Genomic DNA, 20,729 nt, shown 5'->3' on the forward strand with positions numbered 1-20,729 from the left:
GGCCGTACCGCGGCCACGGCGACCGATCCGGCATGGGAGGCAGGTCATGAGCGAAATCCGCCCTTCGGCTGCGGAAGCCGAACAGGACACGGCCGAGTACGGGGACGGGACGCGGCACGCGCCGGCCACGGCGGTCCTCGCGGCGGCCCGTACGTCCCACCTCTACACCGCCTCGGCGGCGCAGGGCGCGGCGACGGCGCTGATCCGGCTGTTCGTGGACCAGGTGGTGCTCGGTGGCGGCGCGCCGGCCGCCGACCCCCTCCCCGCGCCGCCCGTGGAGGAGGACCGCGGCGACCACTGCGCCGCGTGCCCGGCCCTCCCGCCGACCGGTGGGTGGGACATGAAGGATTCGGGAGGTGGATGACTGTGAGGCCGGTCGTACGTGCGGTGTTGCGGGGTGCGCTCAAGGATGTCCGGTACGTACGGCCCGTGCGGCCGGGCCGTGCGCACGGGCTGGTGGCCGAGGTGTACGGGCAGGCCGAGCGGGACTTCGGGGTGCTGGCGCCGCCGCTGGCGCTGCACTCGCCCGCGCCGGGCCCGCTCGCCGCGGGCTGGCTGATGCTGCGCGAGACGCTCCTGGTGGACGGTGCGGTCGGCCGGGCGGTCAAGGAGCGCGTGGCCACCGAGGTGTCGCGGGCCAACTCCTGCCCGTACTGCGTGGAGGTGCACCAGGCGGCGCTGGAGGGGCTGGCCCCGGCGTCCGTCCCGGCGGACGGTGACGCGGTCGGGGCGTGGGCGCGGGGGTCGGGCCGCGCCCCCGGGGCGGGGCGGGAGCTGCCGTTCCCGGCCTCCGCGGCGCCGGAGATCTGCGGGGTGGCCTTCACCTTCCACTACCTCAACCGGATGGTCGCCGTCTTCCTCGCCGACTCCCCGATGCCCGCGGCGGCTCCCGGCTTCGTGCGTGCCCCCGTCATGCGGACGGTGACCCGGGCCATGCGGCCGGTCGGGCCGGGGCCGCTGCGGCCGGGCGAGTCCCTGCGCCTGCTGCCCGGGACTCCCGCGCCGGCGGGCCGGCCGTGGGCGCGGGAGAACCCGGTCGTGGCCGACGCGCTCGGCCGGGCCGTGGCCGCCGTGGACGCCGCCGCCCGCTGGGTGCCCCGGTCGGTACGGGAACGGCTGGGCGAGCTGCTCGACGGGTGGGACGGCGGCCCGGTGGGCCCGAGCCGGGCCTGGCTCACGGAGCCGCTGGCGACGCTGCCCGGCGTCGACCGGCCGGCGGCGCGGCTCGCGCTGCTCACCGCCTTCGCCCCGTACCAGGTGACCGACGCCGACGTGGCGGCGCTGCGGGCGCGGCACCCGGGCGACCGGGAGCTGATCGAGCTCACGTCCTGGGCGGCGATGGCCGCCGCCACGCGCGTCGCGGGGCGGTGGCAGACCCCGCAGACCCTGCGGACCCCGCAACCCCTCTGACCCCGGTCACGCACCGGGCACGGCGGGTCCGGCGGGGCCGGTCCGGGGGCGGCGGAGTGCCACCAGGGCGGCCCTGCCGAGGTTGCCGCGGTCGAGCAGGGCGTCGACCGCGGCCGAGCCGGTGGCGCCGGGCTCGCGCAGTTCCCGTGCGGTGACGGCGAGTTCGCGGGCGATCCGGTCCACCGCGTCGGCGACGGCCACCGCGTTCTGTCCGAGGATGTCGCCCCACAGCCGGGCGTCGCCGCCCGCGATCCGGGTGGTGTCGCGTACGCCGGTGCCGGCGAGCGCGAGCACGTCCGGGTCCAGGCCCGCGAGCTGGGCGGCCAGGGCCGAGGACACCAGCTGCGGGGCGTGGGAGAGGGCGGCGACGGCCCGGTCGTGGTCCGCGGGGGTCATGTCCCTGCGGTGGGCGCCGCACAGGGTGACCAGGGCGTCGGCCGCCTCCAGCGCCCGCGGCTCGACGGTGGGGTAGGGGCACAGGATCCAGGGCCGCCCCGCGAACAGGTCCGCCTGGGCGGCGGCGGGCCCGGACAGTTCCCGGCCGGCCATGGGGTGTCCCGGTACGTAGCCGCGCAGGTCGCAGCCGCGCAGTTCCGCCTCCGCCCAGATGCGGCCCTTGGCGCTGGCGACGTCGGTGTAGGCGTGGCCGAGGCCCCGCGCCTGGGCCGCGAACAGGGTGTCCACGACCGTGGACGGCGGGGTGGCGACGACCACGAGGTCGGCGGGCGGCGTGCGCGGTGTGAGGGGGGCACCGGCGCCCATGAGCCGGGCCTGGGCGACCGCGCGGGGGTCGCGGTCCTCCAGGGACACCGCCACCCCGGCGCCGGTCAGGGCCAGCCCGATGGAGGTGCCGATCATTCCGCAGCCGATCACGGTGACGCGGTCCGCTCCGGTGCCGCTCATGGGGTCCTCCTCGGTGGGCTCGGATCCGGAAGAGACGGCCTACGCCGCGGAGTCCGTGAACTGGCCGGGTTCGCGGCCCTCTCCGGCGGGGCCGCGGTAGGCCTGGGCGATGTCCAGCCAGCGGTCCGCCTCCTCGCCGGTGGCGGTCAGGGCGAGGTCGGCGCGGTGCCGGCGGCGGGTGACCAGCAGGCAGAAGTCGTGCGCCGGGCCGCTGATGACGTCGGCGGCGTCCTCGGGGCCCACGGTCCACAGTTCGCCCGAGGGGGCGGTGAGCTCGAAGCGGAAGGGGCCGGCCGGCGGGGTCAGGCCGTGGGACTCGTAGCCGAAGTCGCGGGTCAGGAAGGCGAAGTCGACGAGGTGGCGGAGCCGGTCGGTGGGCTCCCTGCGCACGCCGAGGGCGTCGGCGATGTCCTGTCCGTGGGCGAAGAGCTCCATGATCCCGGCGCAGGCGAGCACCACCGGCGGCAGCGGGTTGACCAGCCAGGGGACGACCTGTCCTGCGGGGACCGCGGCCAGGGCCGCCACGGAGGCCTCGCCCTCGGCCCGGAAGCGGGCCAGCAGCCCGGCCGGGGGCAGGCCGTCGAACTGCCGGAGCGCGGCGTTGACGGCGCCGTCGAAGTCGCCGGAGGCGGAGGCGGCGATGGCCTTGAAGGTGTCGGGGGCCGCGGCGGCCGTCTTGGCGAGGTTGAAGACGAAGGTCAGGTGGGCGATCTGGTCGGCGACGGTCCAGCCGGGAGCCGGGGTGGCGGTCCGCCAGGCCCGCTCGTCGAGTTCGGCGACCAGGGCGGCGACCTCCTCGATGTCGGCGGTGAGGGCCTTGAGGACGGTGTCGGTGCTCATGTCGGTCTCCTTCGTCGGTTTCGTGAAGCAACTGGGTGGGCGCGGCGGGTTGCGTGAAGCAACTCACCGGGGACGCGGCGCGGTGCGTGAAGCAACTCACCGGGGACGCGGCGCGGCGCCGTACGGGGGCGCGGGCGGGCGGTGCGGCGGCGGGGGCGGTGCGGCTCAGGCGGCCCGGCCGGAAAGGGAGCGGACCCGGGTGGAGTACGGCTCCAGCGCCTTGGCCAGGGCCTCGGGGATGAGGGAGGGGACGGTCGCGGTGTTGGGGCCGCGCATGCAGGCGATGCGCTGCCTGCCCCGGGCCACGAGGGTCTCGGTGCCGTCGGCGGCGGTCTTGACGTAGTCGAAGGTGAACTCCAGCTGGGTCTGGGCCATTTCGATCAGACGCATCCGGATGGACAGCTCGTCGAAGGCGGTGATCTCGGCGAAGTACTCGCAGTCGACCTTGAGCGTGAAGAGCTTGAGGTCGCCTTGGACCTCGGCGAGGACCGCCGGTGCCTTCTCCTTGAGGAACAGCTCGCGGCAGCGGCCCTGCCAGCGGAGGTAGTTCACGTAGTACACGTTCCCGACGAGGTTGGTCTCCTCGAATCCGACGGTGTGGGTGTACTCGAAGTAGTCGGTGGTCGTCGCGGTCATCGTCCTCGTCCTTCGCTGCGGTCCGTGGGCGCGGACCGGGTGGATGGGGGTGCCGGCCCGTGTTCGGCCTGGTTGCTTGAAACAACTCACTCGCCGGACGCGTCCGCCCGCGGCGGGGGTCCGCCGTCGGACGGTGGCGTGGTGGTGCGTCAGCCGCGGGTCAGGGTGGGCAGCAGCGGCAGGACGTTCCTGCGGCCGCTGCGGGAGCCGTCGGGGGCCGGTGCCCCGTAGGTGACGGAGATCCCCTTGCGCTGCGCGGCCCGCACGATGCCGGGTACGGCGCGTTCGGCGAGCGCGGCGATGGTCATGGCCGGGTTGACGGTGAGGGCTCCGGGGACGGCCGAGCCGTCGGTGACGAAGATGCCGGGGTGGCCGCGCAGTTCGTTGCGGTCGTCGAGGGCGGAGGTGTGGGGGTCGTCGCCGATCCGGCAGGAGGAGAGCGGGTGCACCGTGTAGGCGCCCACCAGGTCGTTGGTCCAGGGCATGACCTCGGCGAGGCCGTCCTTCTCCAGGATCTCCTTCACCTCGGCGTCGGACTTCGCCCAGGCGCCGAGGGTGTTGGCGGTGGGGTCGTACCTGAGGTTGCCGCGTCCGAGCATCTGCTGGGATATCCGGTGGGCGTTGCCGGTGGCGGGGGGTGGTCCGAACACTCCTTCGTTGTCGTCCTCGATCATCGAGAAGATGGTCAGCCAGGAGGTCCAGCGCTCCAGCATCTCCTTCTTCCGCTTGCCGAACCAGGCCGGTCCGACGGCGCCGGGGACCTGGGCGAGGATGGTTCCGAGGCCGGGCGGGAAGTAGAGCTGTTCCAGTGAGTAGCGGGAGTACTCGGGCAGGGAGCCGTCGAGGCGGTCCCAGCTGGCGACCGTGGGCCCCTTGCCGATCTGGTTGGCGGCGTAGGCGAGGCCGTCGCCGCGGTCGAGGCCGAGGAGCTCGGCGGCCTTCTGCTCGTTGATGACGGCCGTGTTGAGCCGTTCGCCGTTGCCGGAGAAGTAGCGGCCGACGGCCCTGGGCAGGGTGCCGAGGTGCGGTTCGCTGCGCTGGAGGATGACCGGGGTGGCGCCGGCTCCGGCGGCCATGACCACGATCTTGGCCTCGATGACGCCGCTGCCGGCCTGGAGGCGGTAGTCCTCGTCGTGGACGACGTTGTAGTGGACGCGGTAGTCGCCTTCGGCGGTCCGCGCGATGTACTGCACCTCGTGGAGGGGGCGGATCTCCGCTCCGTGTGCCAGGGCGGCCGGCAGGTAGTTGACGAGGAGGGACTGTTTCGCCTCGAAGCGGCAGCCGGCCATCATCCAGTTGCAGTTGACGCACTTGGAGTTGTCGATGGCGACGGCGAGGGGGTTGGCGGTGCGTCCGGCGTGGTCGCAGGCCGCGGCCCACAGGCCGCCGGCGTAGCTGACGTCCTCCCAGGTCTGCTGGGTGACCGAGAGGGACTCCTCGACCCGGTCGTACCAGGGGTCGAGGGTGTCGCGGCTGACCGAGCCCGGCCACATGCGGCGGCCGATGGAGCCGTGGCGGTCGAAGACGAAGCGGGGGGCGCGGGGCATCGCGGCGAAGTAGACGACGCTGCCGCCGCCGACGCAGTTGCCGCCGAGGATGCTCATGCCGTCACCGACGACGAAGTCGAAGGCCCTGGTGTAGGAGGAGCCGAGTCTGTAGTCGTGCTCGAAGTCCTCGTTCTTCAGCCAGGGGCCGCGTTCCAGGACGGTGACCTGGGCTCCTCCGGCGGCCAGGTGGTAGGCGGCGATGGCACCGCCGAAGCCGCTGCCGATGACCAGGACTTCCGTACGTTCGACCGTGCGCGTGTCGCTCATGCGGGGCTCCCCGTGGCGGTGGTGTCCGGGTGCAGGCGGGCCAGCCGGCGGCCGTAGCCGAAGTCCTTGAAGCGCCAGAGGCCGTCGGCGTCGGGGTGGGACAGGCCCATGGCGGCGAGTCCGGGGTGGCGGTCGGCGAGGGCCTGCGCGGTGTGCAGGTGCGCGGCGGAGTCGAAGGCCATGTTGCAGAAGAGGGAGAGCATCACCCAGAAGTCCTTCTCGGGGTGGCCGGGGGTGGTCAGCCGCTGGACCAGGGCGACGCGGTGGTCGTGGTCGAGGGCCACGAAGGGCGGGACGTCCGCGTCGAGGGTCAGGCCCTGCTCGGCGGCGTAGGCGGTGGCGTGCTCGTCGGCGAGCCGGGCGAGGTCGTCCAGGCCGTCGTGGATGCCGGTCGCGTCCCACCGCAGGAGTTCCAGCGCGCCGGCCTGGACCGCTCCGCCGCCGGTGGCGACACCGGCGACGGCCCGGTCCCAGGGGCCGCGCTTCTCCCCCGGGACGATGGTGTCGGCCCATGCCTCCAGCGTCATCGTGCGGCGCTCGTCATCAGGCGCCACTCGCGAGTCTTCGCTTCGCAATTCTGGCTCCTTTCCGGTTGTCCTGAGTGGGCGCCTTGCGGCGTGAGCAGAAAGCTAGGTCCGGGTCCCTCGTTCAAGCAACAAGCCAAAGTCGCTGCGAGAGCGGACCCGACTGCCCGGAGTCGCGGCATCTCAAAGGCCGGACTCCGCTTGCGGCCCCGGCCGTAACTAGGCTCCGGCCTGAACGCATTTCTCACCCGCACGTGCCATTCCTTCTGCGAAGACAATCCGTCCTGCCGAGGCGGGGCCGTGGTGCTCTGGGGGAAAGATGAAAAGTGCTGATGATGCCCGCGCCCGGCCGCCGCATCCCACGCACCGCGTACGGATCGAAGAACTCGTTCCCGCGGATTCACCGCGGCTGAAGGGCATCGACCCCTCCCACGTACGCCGGCTCGCGGCGGTCTTCACGTCCCTGCCGCCGGTGCTCGTCCACCGCCCCACGATGCGCGTCGTCGACGGCATGCACCGCATCAGCGCGGCCTCCCTGAAGGGCCTGGACTCGATCGAGGTGCGCTTCTTCGACGGCGCCGAGGACCAGGTCTTCCTCACCTCGGTCGCGGCGAACATGGCGCACGGCCTGCCGCTGTCGGTGGCCGACCGCAAGACGGCCGCCGCCCGGATCCTCGCCTCGCACCCGAGCCTGTCGGACCGGGCCGTCGCCGCGCGCGTGGGGCTCGACGCCAAGACCGTCGCCGGGGTCCGGGTGTGTTCAGCCGCGGGTTCTCCGCCGCTGAACACCCGCACCGGCTCCGACGGCAGGGCCCACCCCCTGGACCGGACCGCCGAGCGGATGCACGCGGCCGAACTGCTGGCCACGGATCCCGCGCTGCCGCTGCGGGCCGTCGTGGAGCGGACGGGCCTGTCCCTGGGCACCGCGCACGACGTGCGGCAACGGCTGCTGCGGGGGGAGGACCCGGTGCCGCAGAGCCGTCAGGGCGCGCAGGGTCCGGGAGCCTCCGCGAACGGTCCGTCCGGGCCGTCCGGGGCTTCCGGACCCGCGCCGGACGCCGCGCGGGCCCGGGGTGTCCCGGCGGCCGGGTACCGGCTGCCGGCGCCCGCCGGGGCCGAGCGGGCGGCGGCGTACTCCCCCCGGTCGCGGCTGCCGCTCGACATCCTGCGGCGGCTGGCCAACGACCCTTCCCTGCGGCACTCCGACACCGGGCGCGAGTTCATCCGCTGGCTGCACACCCACTTCCTCGTGGACGAGGCGTGGCGCAAGCGGGTGGACGCCGTACCGCCGCACTCGGTGGAGGCCGTGGCCGATCTCGCCCGGCACTGCGCGGAGGCGTGGAAGCGCTTCGCGGAGGAGCTGACGGCGCGCCGGCACACCGGCGCGGTGAACGTCCCGGAACTGCACACCACTCAGCCAACTCGGCGTTGACGCCCCGTACCGCGAGGGAGATACGGTGACCACGACGACCATCGAGCACGCTGTCCGCCGCGCCATTGGCTATATGCACGTCAATCTCGGCCAGGACCTCACCATCGACGACATGGCGCGCACGGCGATGTTCAGCAAGTTTCATTTCACCCGGATATTCCGGGACGTCACCGGGACCTCGCCGGGGCGTTTCCTGTCCGCGCTGCGCATTCAGGAGGCGAAACGCCTTCTGGTGCTGACGGATTTCAGTGTCGCCGATATCAGCAGCCAGGTCGGGTACTGCAGCGTGGGCACGTTCAGTTCCCGTTTCAAGGCGTGCGTCGGCCTCTCCCCGAGTGCCTACCGCCAGCTCGGCGGGGTGCTGCCCAAGGCGCAGGCCGTCGCGGGCCGGCCGGCTTCCGTGGTCCGGAGCCTGTCGCTGCGCGGCCGTGTCGTGCTGCCGCCGGGCGAGGAGCCGGGTGCGGTGTTCGTGGGGCTCTTCACGAGCGGGGTCCGCCAGGGCTGGCCGGTGCGCTGGACGATGCTGGACGGCCCCGGCTCCTTCGAGCTGAGGGACGTCCCCGACGGCACCTGGCACATCCTGGCCCACTCGGTGGCCCCCGACCACGACAGCGCTGCCGACTCCGGGAGCACGGGCGTGCTCTCGGTCGGCCGGCACGGGCCGGTCACCGTGCACCCGAACGCGCTGCCGAGACCGGTGGAGATCGAGCTGCGCCCCCAGGACCTGCTGGACCCGCCGGTGCTGCTGGCCCGCTTCGGCGGGGAGGGCGCCGGGGCGCGGCGGGCTGCGGGCGGCGCGTGAGGCGGCGTACGCGACGGAGCGGGGGCGGGCCGCAGGTGATCACCTGCGGCCCGCCCCCGTTTCGTTCAGTTCGCCGAGCGCACCCGTACGGGGAGTCCGCCGCGCATCCGCAGGGAGAGCATGGGTTCGGCCACCGCGGGGGCGCCGTGGGCCCGGATCAGGTCGAGGTCCCGGGTGACCAGGGCCGTGACGAAGACGGCCTCCATCATGCCGAGGTTGCTGCCGACGCAGAAGCGGGGGCCCGCCCCGAAGGGGATGTACGCGTAGCGGGGCCGGCTGGCGACCCGTTCCGGTTCGAAGCGGTCGGGGTCGAAGCGTTCGGGGTCCTCCCACAGCGCCGGGTTGCGGTGCATGACGTAGGGGCAGATCAGGACGTCCGCCTTGGCGGACACCTCGAAGCCGCCGACCACGTCGTCCTGCTGGGCGACGCGCGGGAGCACCCACACCGGCGGGTAGAGGCGCATGGCCTCCTGGACGACCTTCGTCGTGTACGTCAGCCCGTGCAGGTCGTCGGCGCGCGGGACCCGGTCGCCCAGGACGGTCCTGGCCTCCTCGCGGACCTTGGCGTGCGCCTCGGGGTGGGTGGCCAGCAGGTGCAGGGTCCAGCCGAGGGTGCTGGCGGTGGTCTCGTGGCCGGCGAGGAGCAGGGTCACCAGTTCCTCGCGGAGCCGCCTGCGGGCCCGGCGCGGGTCCTTCTCCTGCTGCCGGGCGGCCCGCACGATGCGGGCGAGGGCGTCGTCGGCGCCTTCGCCGTCGGCGAGGCGGGCGGCGCGGCCGGCCACGAGCCGGTCGGCGACGCGGCCCAGTTCCCGGCGGGCCCGGCGGAAGCGGGCCTGTGCCGGGAAGGGCAGCCAGCCGGGCGTCATGCCCTGGGTGACCATCTCCAGCATGGCCTGGTCCTGGACCTCTTCGAAGGCGTGCGCGATGGAGTCGTAGGCCGCGAGGTCGGAGTCGAGGAGGGTGCGGCCGAGCACTCCGAGGGTGAGGCCGGTGACCTCGTGCAGGATGTCGACGGGGCCCGCACCCTCGTGTCCCCGCAGCAGGGCGACGAGCTTGGCCGCCTCCTCGGCGACGGCGTCGGCCTGTGCGGCGATGCGGCCCGGCTTGAAGGCCGGCTGCACGATCCGGCGCTGGTTGCGCCAGATCTCGCCGTCGCTGGTGAGGAGGCCGTCGCCGAGGACGCGGCGGGCCTGCACGAGGCCGATGCCCTTGTGGTAGTTGTCGCTGTTGTCGGCCAGGACGTGCTTGGCGTAGTCGGGCCGGTTGAAGATGTACAGCTTCTTGGGTCCCATGGAGACGCGGACGGCGTCGCCGAGCGCGGCCGCGTCCCGCATGAGTCCGAGGCGGTCCACGGCGAGTTTGCGCAGCAGGCCGGGGAGCGCGCGCAGGGGCGGGCCCGGCGGTACGGCGTTCATGCCGCCCTCCCTTCGGGGTGCGCGGGGCGGGCCTCGCGGAAGCGTCCGTTGCAGAAGAGCAGGGCCTCGGCGCCCGGGCGGCGGGCCGCCGTGACCACCTTGCCGAGGAAGAGGGTGTGGTCGCCGCCGTCGTACACGCGCCACTTCTCGCATTCGAGGTGTGCGACGGCGCCGGTGATCAGGGGTGCGTCGAGGGCCCGGCCGGGCGCCCAGTCGACGGTCTCGAACTGGCCGGCGCCGTCGGGGCGGGACCGGTCGGCGAAGTGCCGTGCGACGGCTTCCTGGCCGGCGCCGAGCACCGAGACGCAGAAGCCGGGGGCCGCGTCGAGCCGCTCGTGCATGACGGCGTCCTTGTTCACGCTGATCAGTACGAGCGGGGGTGCGAGGGAGACGGAGGTGTACGAGTTGGCCGTCATCCCGCGCGGGGCCCGCCCGCCGACGGTCACCACGGTGACGCCGGTGGGGAAGGCCCCGAAGGCCGCGCGCAGCTGTGCTCCGTCGTCGATGTCGACGAGTTCCACGGGCACGGTGGTCGTCGAGGTCATGTCTGCCTCCCTGCCCGCGGCCGGGTCGCGGCCGCGTAGGGCGCCAGCGCGTGCGCCAGCGCTTCGGGGATCAGTGCGGGGACCGGGGCCGTGTCGGGGCCGGTCAGGCATGCGACGCGCTGCCGGCCCCGGGCCACGGGTACGTCGCCCTCCGCCGTCTCCTTGACGTAGTCGAAGGTCAGGTCGAACTGGGTGTGGCCCAGTTCGGCCACGCCCATCCGGACGGTCAGGCGGTCGAGGGCCACGACGGCCTCGAGGAGTTCGCATTCGACCTGGAGCGTGAACAGCCGTACCTCGGACGGGCCGCCGTCGGCGGCCGCTTCGAGCCTGGCCCCGCGCAGGAACATCTCCCGGCAGCGCCCCTGCCAGTGCAGGTAGTTCACGTAGTCCGCGGTGCCGCACAGGCCCGTTTCCGCGAAGGCGACGGTGTGCCGGTGCTCGAAGCGGTCCGCCGGGCCCGTCATGACGGGGAGGGTCCGGTCGGTGCCGGGGCCGGGGCGTCGGTGAGGAAGGCGAGGACGACGGGTGCGGGCAGCCCGCGCAGGGTGGTGGCGAAGGTCGCGATCCGCAGTCCGCCCGAGGTGAAGGTCACCCAGTTGTCCCGGGTGGCCGGCGCCGCTGTGAGGGGCGCCCCGGACAGGATCCCCGCCTTGCGCAGGCATTCGGCGGCGCTCCAGACGCGGGTCGCGGCCGTGTCGGGTTCCTCCCCGCTCTCCTCGGCCACCAGCGCGGCCAGGCCCGCGTGTTCCCCGAGCAGGCCCGCCCATTGGTCCCCGGTGCGCGTCTCGACGGCCTCGACGTCGCAGGCGACGGTCCGGTCGGAGACCGCGCCGAGGGTCACTCCCGCGCCGTGCGCCGCCGACACCTGGGGGCCGGCGGGCAGTTCCGGTCGCCCGTCGGGGCGGTAGCGGACCTCGGTGGCTTCGCCGAGGGCCCGTCCGAGGGCGAGGGCGGTGGCCGCGCGCCGGCCGGTGACGGAGGGGTCGTGCCCGGCGGGGTCCGGTTCGACGGCGATGGCGATGCGGGTGCCGAGCACCTCCTCCACGGTCCGTTCGAGGTAGGAGCCGAGCAGGGGCGCCACCCAGGGGCCCTGGCCGTCGGTCTTGCGCACGGCGTGCAGGGTGAGGCCTTCCCAGCGTTCGACGACGGTTCCGTCCGGGGTGCGTACGGCGATGTCGTACACGTACGTGTCGCCGTCGCGGTACCGCTCGGTGGCGCAGTAGCGCAGTTCGCCGGTGAGCTCCGCGGCGGCGGCGAGCGGGTAGAGCCGTTCGATGCCGGAGGGCAGCAGGGTGGCGTCGGGGACGCACACCTGGTTGCCGTGCATGAGGGCGTCGCGCATGCCCGGGTCGGCGAGCAGCAGGGTGCCGGGCAGGAAGCCGGCGAACCAGCCGCCGGGGGCGCCGATCGCGACGTCGGCGTCGACGTGGCGGGCGGCGGCCCGGTGGAAGGTGCGCAGCCGCTGGAAGCGCTCGCCCTGGAAGAGGATCCCGCCGTACAGGTCGCCGGCCGGGTCCAGCGGTACGTCTGGCAGTCCCGGGGCGGTCTGCGCCGGTGGTCCGTCGGGGACCGGGAGGTCCCGGGTGTAGCGCAGCCGTCCCCGGAAGTGCTCGGCGGCGAAGCCGGTCTCCGCCGAGTGCAGGGCGACGGCCACGGTGTCCGGGCCGGTGACGGTGGCGGCGACGCGGATGCGGGTGGAGCCGCCGGGCGGGACGACGACGGGCCGCAGGAAGCGGACGTCCTCGATGACGGGGACGCTGTCGCGTCCGGTGACGGCGGAGGCGACCTGGACCATGGCCTCCATGCCGAGGACCGCCGGCAGCAGCAGGTTGCCGTCGAGCAGGTGGCCGGCGAGGTAGAGGTCGGTTCCCGGGTTGAGTTCGACCTCGGTCACCAGCTCCACGCCGTGGTAGCGGACCAGCGGGTTGCCGGTGAACCGCAGCAGGGGCAGGGGCGGCAGGGCGCGTCGTACGGTCTCGATGCCTTCGGTCCGGCCGCTGACGACGCTCACCACGGGGGCGTCGGGGTCGCGGACCAGGCGCAGCAGGATCTCGATGCCCTGGTCGGGGGTGACGGGGGTGATGCCCTCGCGGGTGAGGGATTCGACGACGGACAGTTTCTCGCCCATGCCGACGCCGGACCACACGGACCATTCCAGGCACAGGGCCCGGCAGTGGGGCAGGTCGCGGGCGACCTGTTCGGTGGCGGCGGCCAGCCACTCGTTGGCGGTGGCGTAGTGGGCCTCGCCGCGCAGTCCGGCGCGGCCGATGATGCTGCCGAAGGTGACGAGCAGCTTCAGCGCTCCCTGGTCCACGGCGCCGAGCACGGCGTGCAGTCCGCCGACCTTGGGTGCGAAGGTGCGGCGGAAGTCGTCGGCGGTCAGGGCGGTGAGGGCGGCGGGTTCGTTGCGTCCGGCTCCGTGCAGGACGGCGGTGACGGGGCCGAGTTCGCCGGTGAGGGCGGCGACGGCCTCGGCGGTCGCGGCGGGGTCGGTGACGTCGGCGCGGGCGTAGCCGACGGTGATCCCGCTGTCGGTCATGCGGCGCAGGTTCGCGGCGACGTCCGGGTCCTCGGCGGGGTCGGAGCGGCCGATCAGGGCCAGGCGGGCGCCGGTCTCCTTGGCCAGGGCGAGGGCGCACTCGGCGGTGATGCCCTTGGCGCCGCCGGTGACGAGGAGGACGTCCGAGGCGTCCAGGACCTGTTCGGTGCGGGCGGGCTCGTAGGGCAGCACGCTCAGGGTGGGGACGCGGCGGGTGCCGTCGGTGTCGTAGTGGACCTCGGTGAAGACGGTGGTGGCGGCGACCTCCGCGAGGACGCGGGCGACGCTGTCCGCGGTGGCGGGGGTGTGGACGACGGTGGTCCGCAGGTGCGGGGCCTCCAGGTGCAGGCTCTTGGCGAGTCCGGCGGCGCCGGGGCCGTCCTGGACGAGGACGAAGCGGCGTGCGCGGTCCCCGGCGAGGGCGGACCGGGCGGCGGTCAGGGCCTGTTCGAGGGCTTCGGGCGGGCAGGGCGACGGCAGCCAGACCAGGACGCCGGCTCCGGTCCCGGAGCGTTCCAGTTCCTGGCGCAGGGTCTGGGCGTACGGGTGTTCCCGCGGGGCGTACAGCTCCCAGGCGCCGTCGCTCCCGGCGGGCGGGGGCGGGGGCAGGGGTACGGGTTCCAGGTCGACGGCGAAGGGCCGGGCCCAGGGGGCGGCGCCGGTGACGAGGGCGGTGGGGCCCGCGGGTCCGGAGCCTGCGGTGTCGGCGAGGGTCTCCAGGGCTTCGGCGAGCTGGATCAGGGTCGCGGTGGCGAAGTTGGTGGGGACGTGGGCGGCGGCGATGCCGAGCCGCCCGGCGGCCTGGTTGACGAGCTGGCCGACGGTGATGGAGCTCATGTGGAGTTCGTCGATGAGGCTGATGTCGTCGCCGACGAGTTCGGGCGGCAGTTCGGCGCGTTCGGCGACGAGGGCGCGCAGGACGTCGAGGGCCGATCCGCCGGCGGCGCCGTCCGGGGTGGCGGCGGCGTCGGGAGTGTCCTCGGCCGCCGTGGCCGCGCGGGGGCGGCCGGCGGGCAGGGTGACCTCGGGGGCCTGCTCGCAGGGGCTGGACAGGAAGTCGAAGGTGGCGCCGATCTCCAGGGGCCGGGTGAGCCGGTCGTTGAAGAGCCGTTCGTGGATCAGCGGGGCCCCCGCGACGTAGGCGGCGCCGACGACCTGGAGCAGTGGGCGCAGGGACTCGGAGTCGGTGTCGAGGGCGACGGCGGGTACGTCCGCGCCGGCGGCGGTGAGGGCGCTCAGCACCCGGCCGGGGCCGACCTCGACGAACAGGTCGACGTCCTCGGCGGCGGCCTTGACGGCCTGGGCGAACAGCACGGGGTCGGTGATCTGGCGGTGCAGCAGTTTGGGGAGGTCGCTGTCGGCGCGCAGGTCCTCGCCGGTGACGGTGGAGACGATGCGGCGGTCCACGGCGCCGAAGGGGACGCCGGTGATCCAGTCCCCGAAGGAGTCGGCGGCCGGGGCGACCAGCGGCGAGTGGAAGGCGTGCGAGACGGCGAGGCGGGTGCAGGTGACCCCGGCCCGTGCGGCGCGCCCGGCGACGGCCTCGACGGCGTCGACGGGTCCGGCCAGGACGGTCTGGCCGGGGCTGTTGAACCCGGCGATGACGACGGGCAGGCCTTCGGCGAGGGAGGTGGCCGTGTCGGGGGCGGCGGCGATCGAGGCCATGGTGCCGGAGGCGCTGTGTTCGGCCATGGTGCGGCCGCGGACCCGGGCGACCTCCAGCAGGGCGGGGGCGTCGAGGGCGCCCGCCCAGTGCAGGGCGGAGAGTTCGCCGAGGCTGTGGCCGACGGCGACGTCGGCCTCGATGCCGAGGGATTCCAGGACGCGCAGGCCCGCCGTGGAGCCGGTGACGATGCGCGGCTGGGCCACGCCGGTCGCCACCATGTCGCCGGCGGCGGGCAGTGCGGCCCGCTCGTACACCTCGGCGGCCTCGGTGAAGCGGCGGCGCAGCGCGCCTCCGCCGGTGCCGTGGCCGGAGCCCTGGCCGGGGAAGAGGAAGCCGATGCGGGGCGTGTCGGTGGCCCTGCCGAGCAGGGTGCGGCCGTCGCCGGCGGGGAGGGTGAGGGCGCCCTCGTCGAGGGCTTCGACGATGTGGCGCAGCCGTAGTTCGGCGTCGTCGGGGGAGGTGGTGACCACGGCCGCGCGGTAGGGCAGTTCGCGCAGTTCGCGCTGGAGGGTGGCGGCGAGGTCGCCGAGCTGGGCGTAGGACAGTCCGGCGGCGAAGGCGCCGACCTCGGCTGCGCGGGCGCGCAGGGCCTGCGGGGAGTCGCCGTCCAGCAGGAGCAGTTCGGCGTCCTGGAGGGAGCCCGCGAGGGTCGTGGTGCGCCGGCTGGGTGCGGTGCGCCGCTTGGGCGGGGTCTTGTCGAGGACCACGTGGGTGTTGATGCCACCGAAGCCCATGGCGGTGACGGCCGCGCGCAGGGGTGCGCCGTCGGGCCAGGCCTCGGCCTTGCGCAGCACGCGCAGGTTGGCCCCGTCGGCGGTGAGGAGCTCGTGCGGGTCGACGCAGCCGATGGCGGGGGGCAGGACGCCCGCGTCGACGGCCATGGTGGCCTTGATGAGTCCGGCGATGCCGGCGGCGGCCTTGGTGTGCCCGATCATGCCCTTGACGGAGGTGATGGCGGCGTGGGGGGCGGTGGGGTCGTCCGCGGCGCGGGCGCCCATGATCGCCCGGAGTTCGGTGGCGTCGCCGACGGCGGTGCCGGTGCCGTGGCCCTCGAAGAGCGGGACGGTCCCGACGCCGAAGCCGGCCCGGTCGTAGGCGCGGCTCATGGCCAGCTGGTAGCCGCTGACCTCGGGGCGGGTGATGCCGCCCTGGCCGTCGGAGGCGATGCCCCAGCCCGCGACGGTCGCGTAGACGCGGCGGCCCTGGGCGAGGGCGTCCTCCTCGCGCATCAGGACGACCATGCCGCAGCCCTCGCCGGGCCAGAAGCCGTTGGAGCCGCGGTCGTAGAGCCGCATCTCCTTCCTGGCGAGGGCGCCGGTCTTGGCGAACCCGATGATCTCGAAGGGGTCGATGGACAGGTCGACGCCGCCCGCCACGACGACGTCGAGGTCTCCGCCGACGAGGGATCCGGCGGCGGTGGTGACCGACAGGAGCGAGGAGGAGCAGGCCCCGTCGACGGTGTAGCCGCCGCCGCCCAGGTCGAAGTGGTTGCAGATGCGGCCGGCGATGGTGTTGGAGAGGCCGCCGGCGAGGGTGTCCTCGTCGATGGCCGGGAAGGGCTTTTTGTAGGCGTCCTCGACCCCGTCGAGGAAGTCGGCGAGGCGTTCGTCCTCCCAGTCCTGGCCCTTGAGGGCGGCGGCGAGCACGCGCCGTACGTACGGCCAGCGCAGCCGCATCACGTTGGCGCGGGAGAACTCTCCGGTGAGGGTGTTGCCGACGACGACTCCGGTGCGCGGCCGGGGCAGTCCCTCGCCGGCCCGGAAGCCTGCGTCGGACAGGGCGGCGGTGGCGGTGTCCAGGGCGAGCCAGTGCGTCAGGTCGGTGGACCGGTAGGTGCTGCCGGCGATGCGGTGGGCGACGCGGTCGAAGCGGTAGCCGTCGATGACGGCGGCGTTGCGGGCGTAGAACCGGTCGGGGACCGTCGGGTCGGGGTCGTAGTAGTCGTCGAGGTTCATGCGTACGGCCGGCAGCCGGCGGAAGGCGCGGCGTCCGGCGATCGCGTTCTCCCACAGTTCCCGGTGGCTGGTGGCGTCGGGGTAGCGGGCCGCCATGCCGACGATGGCGATTCTGGTCATACGGAGACCTCTTTCTTCTCCCTGGCCGCCCGCATCGAGGCGCACTTGCCGTGCTGGCAGGTGCCGGCGGCGCAGGCGTCGGCCGGGGCCGGGACCGCGAGGACCGCGGTGGCGGCCGGGGCGGGTGCGCCGGCCGGCGCGAGGGCCGGGGGCGGCGGAGGGGCGGCCGTCAGTGCCGACGCCGGGGCCGGGGCCGCGGTGGGCAGGACGGTGAGTCCCTCGGCGGGGCGCGGGGCGGGGGCCGCGGACGCTCCGTTGGCGTCGGCGCGCCGCTTGTCGAGGTGGTGCAGGCCCCACAGGTAGCCGCCGCGGATCAGGCAGACCAGGGCGGTGGCGAAGAAGATGCCGTAGGCGATGCCGACGGCGGTCAGCAGGCCGTACATCGCGGCGACGCCGGCTCCGAAGACGATCTGGGAGGAGCGCTTGGAGGGGGAGGTCCCGGGGTCGGTGACCATGTAGTTGGTGAAGAGCACGAAGGCGGTGCCGGTCATCATGCCGAGCGCCGACGGGATGGCGGTGCCCAGCAGCAGGCCGCGGACGACGGCCTGGAGGGCGAAGCCGACGAGCCAGGCCGTGATGAGCCACATGCGGCCGGTCAGCTTGGCGTTGAGCAGGGTGCCGAGGGTGATGATGATCGCCGGCAGGACCCAGTCGCCGGGGCCGTGGAGGTACTCGGTGAAGTGGTACGGCGGGGCGATGCTGGCCCAGGGGAAGAGCATCAGGATGACCGCGATGCCGAAGTTCGACGGGTTCATGTAGTGCCGCATGCGTCCCTTGAGGGGGGAGCGCAGCACCCACTTGGTGGCGACGGCGACGACGACGCCGAAGATCATGACCCAGATGCGGTCGTTGACGTAGGTGAGCATGTTCACGGCGAGGGAGGTGATGTGCGCCGGGAGGAGGAACTCCACGAGGCCCTTGCGGCCGCGTCCGGCGTAGCGGGGCGCGCGGCCTTCGGCGCGGGCGCCGATCGCCTCCAGGACGATCTCCGTGGTGTATCCGGTGGCGAGCGCGACGAACGGCCACAGCCAGGCCTGTTCGAAGCCGAGGACCGTGTACCCGAGGATGTTGAGGACGGAGATGGAGACGGCGAACCGTTGGAGCGCCTTGATCACCTTCGCGTCGTGGCGTGGGGGCGCGGCTTGCGGTGTGGTGGTCACGGTCACTTCTCCTTGGCCTCGGCGCCGAGCTGGAGCGAGTGCCAGCCGGGGGTCAGCTGAAGGTCCTGGGTGCGTACCTGGCCGGTGCGGTCGCGCCAGCTGAGGTGCACGGGGACGGGGCCGGCGGCGGAGCCGAGCCCGAAGTGGATCTCGTGGCTGCGCTTGCCGGAGTGCCCGCTGCCGCCGTCGACGCGGCCCAGCAGGGTCTTCCCGCCGGGTCCGCGGGCGGTGGCCTGGGCGCCGATGAGGGGTGAGCCGTTCTCGTCGGTGAGCCGCAGTCCGAGGAAGGCGCCTTCGGAGCCGCTCATGTTGCAGTAGAAGACGGGGGCGTCCCACTGGCGGGCCACGACGAGGTCGAGGCGGCCGTCGCCGTCGGCGTCGCCGGTGGCGATGCCGCGGGTGGGGACGGGGACGCCCAGGCCGAGCTGCTTGGACAGGTTGCTGTAGGCGCCGTCCTTGTTCTTGGCGAAGAAGCGCAGGAACTGGTCGCCGGCGAGGTCGTCGCCCTCTTCGACGTTGGGCCAGAAGTAGGGGTGCTTGACGAGTTCGTCGTTGGCGGTGGCCAGCTCCTGGAGCTGGGGCCAGCGGTTGCGCTTGCCCTTGAGGAAGCCGGTGGCCTGGGTGATCTCCTGCGTGCCGTCGTTGTCGAAGTCGCCGGTCTTCACGTCCCAGCCCCAGCCGGACCAGGCGAGGTTCAGGGGGGCGCTGCGGTCGGTGAAGGGGGCTTCGCCGGAGCCGAGGCGGGTCTTGAGGTCGGCCTGGTCGCGGGCCGAGTTGATGAAGGCGAAGTTGGATTCCTGGATGCCGAAGGAGGTGGTGATGTTGGAGACGAAGGCGTCGTAGAGGCCGTCGCCGTCCAGGTCTGCGAAGTCGACGCCCATGCCCTTGAAGGAGCTGCGGCCCATTTCCTTGGACTTCGGGGTCAGCCCGGTGTGGGCGGCCTTGACCTCGGCGAACTCGAACTTCCCCGGGCGGGACTTGTTGTAGAGCAGGGCGGAGGTGCCGAAGTCGTGCGCCAGGTACAGCTCGGGCTTGAGGTCGCCGTCGAGGTCGGTGGCGGAGACGGCGAGGGTCCAGCCCTTGGAGAGGCCCTCGGGCAGGACGCCCGGTACCTCTTCGAAGCCCTTGGGGGTCCAGCGGAAGAAGTGGCCGCCGCCGCCGTTCTGGGCGTGGGACAGGGAGTCGTTCATGGTGACGCCGCCGTCGACGGTGTCGTCCAGGACGGGGCTGTCGGGGAAGTAGTTCCCGATGTAGATGTCCTGGTGGCCGTCGCCGTCGAAGTCGGCGACGGTCGCGGCGTCGGAGTTCCACAGCGGGCCGGAGTAGACGGCGCCGCCGATGCCGGGCACCAGTTCGACGGGGACGAAGCTGTCGGGGCCCAGCGGTGCCTTGTCCGCGCGGGCCTCCTTCTTGGCCTGGAAGATGACGGGGGTGCGGCCCCAGTAGTAGACGAGGAGGTCGGTGGCGCCGTCCTCGTTGAAGTCGCCGGGGACGCAGCCGATCGGCGCGGTGATCTCGTTCTTCGGCAGCGGCGCCGGGTCCAGCACGAAGGGCTGGTACACCTGGCTCTTGCGGCCGGGGACCGGCGCGGGGGTGACCACGGCCTGGTCGATGCGGGGGTCGGTGATGCACAGGTCGTTGGGCAGTCCGTCGGCGTCGATGTCGTTCATGGCGACGCCGGCGCCGACCGAGGAGATCCAGCCCTCGATGTGCTTGTAGGCCTTGTTCACCTTGCGGACGGTCTGCTGCCGGTATCCGGCGGGCATGGCGATCGACATCGGCACGAAGGTGAAATCCCGCGCGAGTTCCGCGTCGTCGGCAACGGCCTGGGACGCGGGTTTCACGGCGTAGAACAGGCTCACCATCAGGGTGAGCGCGACAATTCCCGGAGCCTGCCGGCGTATCCAGGAAATGGGGTGCGTCATGCGCTGACCCCCTTCTGGAAGATGAGCGGGGAGGTGATCTTCTCCGCGATCTGCTGCCGCCAGGTCTCGAAGGCCGGGACCTCACCGCCGTCGCAGTGGGCGGGGCGCAGTTCCAGGCACACCCGGGAGGCCTCCTCGGGGGTGCGGCCGCCGCACAGCACACGGGTCGCCATGACGGTGTGGTCGATGACGGTGCCGGCCCTGACGCGGGCCTCGGCGGCGAACGCGGAGCCCTGGGCCAGGTTCGGCAGGTGGCGGCCGGCGAGGCCGGCGAAGCGGCGCAGCTCGTCCTCGTCGGCGCTGCCCGCGTAGGTGCAGGCCAGGCCGGATCCGGCGTAGAGGTCGCCGTGGCGGTGCTCGGGGTAGGCCGCGATCAGGGCGGCGACCACGTCGGGGTCGGTGCCTCCGACGAACCACAGGGCGCGGCCGATGCCCTGGTCGATGACGCGGGCGCTGTAGGCGTCGGGGCCGCCCTTCCAGTGGAAGGGGTGGTCGGCGTGCGGGTCGCGGACGTAGCCGTCGGTGTGGAAGTACGCCTGGTGGAAGCCGTACCCGTCCAGGATCAGCCAGCGCAGGACCGGGTCGAAGCGGCTCACGTCGGGCCACAGGAAGCGCGGGAGGCGGGCCATGGCCCAGCCGATCCCGACGTAGATCATGTAGTCGTGGCGGCGGCCCTCGCCCTGGAGGAGGCCGGTGAGCCGCTTGTTCCCGCCGGTGAGGGAGTCGAGCATGACGGCGCCCATGCCGGCGCCCTCGTAGGCGAAGCCTCGGTAGGCGAGGGGGACGGTCTCCAGCCACTCCTCGGCCTGGGCCGCGGACCGGGCCTCGACCGCGTAGGCGTACCCCTGGAGGAAGGTCGCGCCGACGGTTTCCAGCTGGTGCTTGGCCGCCGGGTTCTTGACGTGGAATCCGCGCGTTTCCAGCTGCGTTTCCCGGACATTGGGCGTGAGGACTCGGCGCCTCAGCGCACGCAAGGTGGACACGTTGTAACCGCCCCTCGTTTCTGCTCCTGGAATTCACTACTCAATTCGAATCTGCCAAGT

General features: G+C 73.5%; 16 protein-coding genes. 4 read left to right on the top strand and 12 right to left on the bottom strand.

Annotation, left to right across the window (positions count from 1 at the left end; translation table 11 throughout):
- The first annotated feature begins 46 nt into the window (after nt 1-46).
- Complete coding sequence (locus OOK31_RS37635; protein ID WP_267091951.1) at nt 47-364, top strand: hypothetical protein; 318 nt, start codon at nt 47-49, stop codon at nt 362-364.
- Nucleotides 361-1,410 carry a carboxymuconolactone decarboxylase family protein gene (locus tag OOK31_RS37640; RefSeq protein WP_267091952.1) on the top strand — a complete coding sequence of 350 codons (1,050 nt, stop codon included), beginning with the start codon at nt 361-363 and terminating at the stop codon, nt 1,408-1,410. The genes OOK31_RS37635 and OOK31_RS37640 overlap by 4 nt, the downstream gene beginning before the upstream one ends.
- Before the next feature lie 6 nt (nt 1,411-1,416).
- On the opposite strand, the gene OOK31_RS37645 is transcribed toward OOK31_RS37640, so the two are convergent.
- The 5 genes from OOK31_RS37645 to OOK31_RS37665 all read right to left on the bottom strand — a co-directional run bounded on the left by OOK31_RS37645 (nt 1,417) and on the right by OOK31_RS37665 (nt 6,130).
- Entirely contained in the window at nt 1,417-2,313 is an 897-nt protein-coding gene (locus OOK31_RS37645) for a prephenate dehydrogenase (RefSeq protein WP_267091953.1), read from the bottom strand.
- A gap of 39 nt (nt 2,314-2,352) precedes the next feature.
- Nucleotides 2,353-3,153, bottom strand: coding sequence for a TIGR03084 family metal-binding protein (locus tag OOK31_RS37650; RefSeq protein WP_267091954.1), 801 nt, complete (start codon nt 3,151-3,153; stop codon nt 2,353-2,355).
- Nucleotides 3,154-3,318: 165 nt separating this feature from the next.
- The gene (locus OOK31_RS37655; protein WP_267091955.1) at nt 3,319-3,789 is read right to left on the bottom strand and encodes a thioesterase family protein; all 471 of its coding nucleotides are present in this window, start codon (nt 3,787-3,789) and stop codon (nt 3,319-3,321) included.
- Between the two features lie 149 nt (nt 3,790-3,938).
- Nucleotides 3,939-5,603 carry an FAD-dependent oxidoreductase gene (locus tag OOK31_RS37660; protein WP_267091956.1) on the bottom strand — a complete coding sequence of 555 codons (1,665 nt, stop codon included), beginning with the start codon at nt 5,601-5,603 and terminating at the stop codon, nt 3,939-3,941.
- Complete coding sequence (locus OOK31_RS37665) at nt 5,600-6,130, bottom strand: DUF5987 family protein (protein ID WP_267092016.1); 531 nt, start codon at nt 6,128-6,130, stop codon at nt 5,600-5,602. The genes OOK31_RS37660 and OOK31_RS37665 overlap by 4 nt, the downstream gene beginning before the upstream one ends.
- Before the next feature lie 316 nt (nt 6,131-6,446).
- On the opposite strand from OOK31_RS37665, the gene OOK31_RS37670 reads away from it, so the two are divergent.
- Both OOK31_RS37670 and OOK31_RS37675 read left to right on the top strand, forming a co-directional pair.
- Complete coding sequence (locus tag OOK31_RS37670) at nt 6,447-7,559, top strand: transcriptional regulator (protein ID WP_267091957.1); 1,113 nt, start codon at nt 6,447-6,449, stop codon at nt 7,557-7,559.
- Nucleotides 7,560-7,584: 25 nt separating this feature from the next.
- On the top strand, nt 7,585-8,361 hold the full coding sequence (locus OOK31_RS37675) for a helix-turn-helix domain-containing protein (RefSeq protein WP_267091958.1): 777 nt from the start codon (nt 7,585-7,587) through the stop codon (nt 8,359-8,361).
- 65 nt (nt 8,362-8,426) lie between these two features.
- On the opposite strand, the gene OOK31_RS37680 is transcribed toward OOK31_RS37675, so the two are convergent.
- Genes OOK31_RS37680 through OOK31_RS37710 form a run of 7 tightly spaced genes read right to left on the bottom strand, consistent with a single transcriptional unit; the run spans nt 8,427 to nt 20,669 of the window.
- Nucleotides 8,427-9,776: a cytochrome P450 gene (locus tag OOK31_RS37680; RefSeq protein WP_267091959.1), complete on the bottom strand. Its 1,350-nt coding sequence runs from the start codon at nt 9,774-9,776 to the stop codon at nt 8,427-8,429.
- A complete protein-coding gene (locus tag OOK31_RS37685; protein WP_267091960.1) occupies nt 9,773-10,321 on the bottom strand; it encodes a flavin reductase family protein in 549 nt (182 codons plus the stop codon). The genes OOK31_RS37680 and OOK31_RS37685 overlap by 4 nt, the downstream gene beginning before the upstream one ends.
- Nucleotides 10,318-10,785, bottom strand: a complete 468-nt coding sequence (locus OOK31_RS37690) for an acyl-CoA thioesterase (protein WP_267091961.1) — start codon at nt 10,783-10,785, stop codon at nt 10,318-10,320. Before OOK31_RS37690 ends, OOK31_RS37685 begins: the two co-directional genes overlap by 4 nt.
- On the bottom strand, nt 10,782-16,601 hold the full coding sequence (locus tag OOK31_RS37695) for a type I polyketide synthase (protein ID WP_267091962.1): 5,820 nt from the start codon (nt 16,599-16,601) through the stop codon (nt 10,782-10,784). The genes OOK31_RS37690 and OOK31_RS37695 overlap by 4 nt, the downstream gene beginning before the upstream one ends.
- Nucleotides 16,598-17,761, bottom strand: a complete 1,164-nt coding sequence (locus tag OOK31_RS37700) for an enediyne biosynthesis protein (protein WP_267091963.1) — start codon at nt 17,759-17,761, stop codon at nt 16,598-16,600. The genes OOK31_RS37695 and OOK31_RS37700 overlap by 4 nt, the downstream gene beginning before the upstream one ends.
- Nucleotides 17,762-17,763: 2 nt before the next feature.
- Nucleotides 17,764-19,686 (bottom strand): CRTAC1 family protein, encoded by a 1,923-nt coding sequence (locus OOK31_RS37705; protein ID WP_267091964.1) that lies wholly within the window; start codon nt 19,684-19,686, stop codon nt 17,764-17,766.
- Complete coding sequence (locus tag OOK31_RS37710) at nt 19,683-20,669, bottom strand: DUF1702 family protein (RefSeq protein ID WP_267091965.1); 987 nt, start codon at nt 20,667-20,669, stop codon at nt 19,683-19,685. The genes OOK31_RS37705 and OOK31_RS37710 overlap by 4 nt, the downstream gene beginning before the upstream one ends.
- Nucleotides 20,670-20,729: the final 60 nt, after the last annotated feature.

Source organism: Streptomyces sp. NBC_00249, assembly GCF_026342355.1.
Classification (GTDB): Bacteria; Actinomycetota; Actinomycetes; order Streptomycetales; family Streptomycetaceae; genus Streptomyces.